The following is a 5056-nucleotide window of genomic DNA, read 5'->3' on the forward strand; positions in this document are numbered from 1 at the left end:
CGTGAGGAGCGGTCCCAACGCACCTCGCGGGGGCGTATGTCGGCGATGAGCGAGAGAATGCGGCGCTTCACGGAAGTCCCACGCGCGTCCCACGCGCCCTCGCGACGGCGGCGACGCCGGCCGCGAGCCGGGGACGCCGGCTGCGGGCCAGGGAAACGGAGAGGAGAGGTCGTGCGAGGCCGGAACTGCTTCGCCAGGTTCGACGACCTGCGGGCCGGTGTTGCCTGGGAGTTCTCGCGGCCCGCCTGCCGTCTGGCGGCGGTCCGGCCCGACGAGGTCGCCCCGCTGCTGGCCGAGGTCGAGGCCGCGACCGCCGGGGGTTGGTGGGCCTGCGGCTTCGTTGCTTACGAGGCGGCGCTGGACCGGCGCCTCGCTGTCCACCCGCCCGCCCACGGCCTGCCGCTGGCCTGGTTCGGCGTGTGTGCCCCGCCCCGTCTCGTCCCAGCCGTCCGCGAGCCGGACCCGGCTGCCTACCGTGTCGGCGAGTGGTGGCTGGCCTGGGACTCCGAGACCCACCGGGCCCGCGTCGAGGCCGTCCGCCGGCACATCGCCGCGGGCGAGACCTACCAGGTCAACCTGACCACCCACCTGACCGCCGAGACCCTCGGTGACCCGTTCGCCCTCTACACCGACCTCGCGCTCGGCCAGCGCGGCGCCTTCAACGCCTACCTCGACGTCGGCATGTTCGTTGTCGCCAGCGCCAGCCCGGAATTGTTCTTCGAGACCCGGGGCCGGCAGGTGCGGATGCGGCCGATGAAGGGCACCGCGCGCCGGGGCGATACCCCGGCCGAGGACGCGGTGATCGTCGCGGCTCTGCGCGCCAGCGAGAAGGAACGCGCCGAGAACATCATGATTGTCGACCTGGTGCGCAACGACCTCGCCCGAGTCGCGGTCACCGGCAGCGTACGGGTGACCTCCCTGCTGCACGCGGAGCGGTACGCGACGGTGCACCAGCTGACCTCGGAGGTGTGCGCGCGCCTGCGCCCAGGCATCGGCCTGCCTGAGGTGTTCCGCGCGCTGTTCCCGTGCGGCTCGGTCACCGGTGCGCCCAAGCCGCGCACCATGGAGATCATCCGGGATGTGGAGGATGGTCCGCGGGGCGTTTACTGTGGCGCCATCGGCATGGTTGCGCCTGCCGATGCCCCTTTCCAGGCTCGTTTCAGTGTCCCGATCCGTACTGTTCTGCTCGACCGTGCCACGGGCGTCGCTGCCTATGGCGTTGGCGGTGGCATCACCTGGGGCTCCGATCCCGCCGCTGAGTACGCGGAGCTGGCCGCCAAGACGGAGGTTTTCACCCGCCTCGTCCGCCTGGACCGTTCCCGGTGCTGTTGACGCGGATAATCATTGGGTATCCGCGTGACGTCGCTGGACATGTCCCGCTGCCGCCGTCGGGTCAGGACGATACGTCCGCATGGTGCGGCGGCTGGCCGGCCAGGCGGACGCGGCTTTCGCTGGGGATGCGGAGCGCGATGACGGCCAGATCGTCGTGGCCGTCGCTGGGGTGTTCGTCGGCCAGCGCGTGGCACAGCGTGGGTAACGGCTGGTCGGCGTAGGTCGCGGCCAGCGCGGCGAGCGCGGCCAGACCATGGTCGATCGGATGGGAACGGTGTTCGACGAGCCCGTCGGTGAACAGAATCAGGGTGGCGCCTGGCGGTAACGCGAGAGTGCGGTCGTGGCGAGGCAGGCCGACGTCGACCCCCAGCGGTACGTCGGGCTCGGTCTGCAGGTAGCGGCTGCCGCCGTCGGGGGTGAGCAGCAGCGGTGGGAGATGGCCGGCGCTGCTCCAGGACAGTTTCCACCTCCCGCCCATCGGCTCGATGCGCGCGAGGCAGATGGTGGTCACCGGATTTTCCTCGATCGCTTCCAGCGTGTGGTCGAGCTGAGTGAGCACGGCGCTGGGTGGGCCGCATTTGTCGTACAGCAGGGCGCGCAGCATGTTGCGGGTCTGGGCCATGGCGGCCGCGGCGACAAGGTCATGGCCGACGACGTCGCCGACGACGGCCCCGACCGCTCCGTCGGGCAGCAGCAGGGCGTCGTACCAGTCCCCACCGACATGCCCTGTTCGCGAGCCTCGTTGCGTCGATGCCTTGTAGACCTCGGCGACGGACAACGGAGCCAGGTTGGGCAGGCGGGGCAGGAGCAGGCGCTGAAACTGTTCGGCACCGGTGCGGACCTGGTCGAACAGGCGGGCGTTCTCCACCGCGACAGCGGCGGCACCTGCCAGCGCCACGACGACAGCCTCGTCCTCCTTGTCGAAAGGCCGCCCATCCGATCGGTCGCAAAGATAGATGTTTCCGTATATTCGGCCACGCACACCGATGCCGACGCCTAACATGGTGCGCATTGGTGGATGACCCGGTGGGAATCCTACCGAATCCGGGTGCGTGGGAATATCGTCCACGCGGATCGAGGTCGGCTGCCGAATCAGGTGGCCCAGCAGCCCATGGCCGTGTGGTTGCTCGATTCCCGCCAGGGCGTGGTACTCCTGCTGGCTCAGACCGATCGGGATGAACTCCGCCAGGCCTTTGCCCCGCTCGTCCAGCACGCCCAGGGCGCCGTAGCGGGCGTCGGCGAGTTTCATGGCGGTGCTGACGATCTGCCGCAGCACAACTGGCAGGTCCAGTTCCCGGCTGATGAGCAGAACAGCGTCCAGCAGCGCCCGCACGCGCTCGTTGGCGCGACGCAGCTGCGCGATCCGGGCGGGGATCGGCTCGACGGTCTCAGCGGCGTGGGCCTCTGTCTGGGTGCCCCGCGCCGGGTGGCCGCAGGCTTCGCCGTACTGGCTCACAAGGTCCCCTCCAACGTCGAGCCGGGCGCCCCCGTGCCCTGTCGCATGGGGCCGGCTGCCGCAGGTCCGTGCGGTTGGATAGCCCTTTACAAGCGTGCCCGGCCGGGTGGGCGCAGACGCGGGGGACGGGTCTGCGAATGACCGATCGGGTGGACGTCGAACGAAGTGAACGAAACAGCAATCGACATTATGCATGGCTGTCGCTCAGGGTTCACTGTCCGGTTTCGTCCGGTGGCCAGCTCGACGAGCGGCTGGAAGAACATCCGCGGGCCGCCCCGGTCGAACAGCTTCCGGCGGCAGTCACTCGGTCAGGCGCGCCAGGGCGGCCAGCGGGACAATGCTCGCTTGTCGTGCCTGGAAAGGCCGATACAGCGGATGGCGGCAGATCATCGTCAGGTGACGAGGGGCGCGGTGGGGTGGGTGGGACGGGTACCGCGGGTGCCGCGGGCGCTGGGGTGGGTGCACGGGTATCGCCGCGCCTGGCTGCGCGGCGACGTGCTTGCCGGAGTGACGGTGGCGGCCTACCTGGTGCCGCAGGTGATGGCCTATGCGGGGGTCGCGGGTCTGACGCCGGTGGCGGGGCTGTGGGCGGCGTTGCCCGCGCTGACGATCTACGCGGTGTTCGGGTCCTCGCGACAGCTGTCCGTCGGCCCGGAGTCGACGACGGCGCTGATGACAGCCGCCACCATCGGGCCGCTGGCCACGGGGGACCCGGGCCGGTACGCGGCCCTCGCGGCGGCGCTTGCGGTTGTGGTCGGGCTGTTGGCGCTCATAGCGGGGGTGGTGCGGCTGGGGTTCGTCGCCGATCTGCTCTCCCAGCCGATCCTGGTCGGTTACCTGGCCGGTGTCGCCATCATCATGATTGTCGGTCAGCTGGGCAAGACGACCGGTGTTCCCGTGTCGGGCAAGCATCTGTACGGTGAGGTCGCGTCGTTCGTACATCACGTGGGGGCGGCCCAGGTGGGCACCGTCGCGCTCGCCGCGAGCGTGCTGGTGTTCCTTTTCCTGCTCGAGTGGCGCTGGCCTGGCGTGCCGGGGCCGCTGCTCGCCGTCGTGCTGGCCACAGCCGTCGCCGCGGTGTTCGATCTGCGCGCGCGTGGGATCGCGGTCGTCGGCGGCATTCCCGGCGGCCTGCCCCGGCCGACGCCGCCGGCTGCCGAAGACCTGGTCAAGCTGGTGATCCCCGCTCTCGGGGTGCTGTTCGTCGGGTTCACCGACAACATGCTGACCGCCCGGGCGTTTGCCAGCCGCGCCGGCCACGGGGAGATCGACGCGGGCGGGGAGCTGTTCGCGCTCGGCGCGGCCAACCTCGGTACCGGGCTCCTGTCCGGTTTCCCGGTGAGCAGCAGCGGCAGCCGCACCGCGCTCGGCGCAGCCGCCGGCAGCCGCAGCCAGCTGCACTCGTTGGTCGCTGTCGTCGCCGTGGTCGGGGTGCTGCTGTTCCTGCACCCGGCGTTGGCCGCTTTCCCGACGGCCGTGCTCGGCGCGATCGTCATCTATGCCGCGGTCCGGCTGGTGGATGTGGCGGGCTTCCGGCGCCTGGCCCGGTTCCGGCGCAGCGAACTGCTGCTCGCGCTCGCCGCGCTCGCCGGTGTGCTCACCTTCGACATCTTCTACGGCATCCTGATCGCCGTCGCCCTGTCGCTCGCCGACCTGCTGACGCGGGTGGCGCGGCCGCACGACGCGATCCTCGCCCGCGTGCCCGGGGTCGAGGGCATGCACGACATCGACGACTACCCGGGCGCCGAACTCATCACGGGTCTTGTCATGTACCGCTACGACTCGCCGATCTTCTTCGCCAACGCCCAGAACTTCCGTCGCCGCGCGCTTGCCGCTGTCGGCGAGATGGCGCGACGAGGCCCCGTCGAGTGGTTCGTCCTCAACATGGAGGCGAACACCGAGGTCGACATCACCGGCCTGGACGCCCTGGAGGAGCTACGCGCGGAACTCGCCGGCCGGGGCATCGTCGTCGCGCTCGCCCGCGTCAAACAGGAGCTGCTCGACGCTCTTGTCGCCCATGGCGTGGCCAGCCGGATCGGTGCCGGCCGCATCTTCCCGACCCTGCCCGCCGCGATCGCCGCGTACACGGAGGCCGCCGGCCTCGCAGATAAGAGCGCCCGAGGATAGGACTGTCCGGCTCGCGGCTCCCCGCATCCCGCCCGGCCGCGTTGTCGTCAGTCGGCTCCCAGCACCAGGGCGCCTTCCTCCGCCGCCTTGCCGGATCGGGCGCGGCTGAGCCGCTCACTGATCGAACGCCCTATCCTCGGG

At 70.6% G+C, this 5056-nt stretch carries 3 protein-coding genes; 2 read left to right on the forward strand and 1 reads right to left on the reverse strand.

Features of this window, described 5'->3' with window-relative positions; all coding sequences use genetic code 11:
* Window positions 1-171 precede the first annotated feature (171 nt).
* A complete protein-coding gene (gene pabB, locus MJ785_RS16900; protein WP_239313938.1) occupies window positions 172-1332 on the forward strand; it encodes an aminodeoxychorismate synthase component I in 1161 nt (386 codons plus the stop codon).
* Between the two features lie 61 nt (window positions 1333-1393).
* On the opposite strand, the gene MJ785_RS16905 is transcribed toward pabB, so the two are convergent.
* Window positions 1394-2983 (reverse strand): GAF domain-containing SpoIIE family protein phosphatase, encoded by a 1590-nt coding sequence (locus MJ785_RS16905; RefSeq protein ID WP_370652968.1) that lies wholly within the window; start codon window positions 2981-2983, stop codon window positions 1394-1396.
* A gap of 180 nt (window positions 2984-3163) precedes the next feature.
* Here MJ785_RS16905 and sulP point away from each other — a divergent pair, with 180 nt between their 5' ends.
* Window positions 3164-4915, forward strand: a complete 1752-nt coding sequence (sulP, locus tag MJ785_RS16910; protein ID WP_370651718.1) for a sulfate permease — start codon at window positions 3164-3166, stop codon at window positions 4913-4915.
* Window positions 4916-5056 lie beyond the last annotated feature (141 nt).

The sequence above is a fragment of the Protofrankia sp. CiT1 genome (assembly GCF_917627335.1).
Taxonomy (GTDB): Bacteria; Actinomycetota; Actinomycetes; order Frankiales; family Frankiaceae; genus Protofrankia.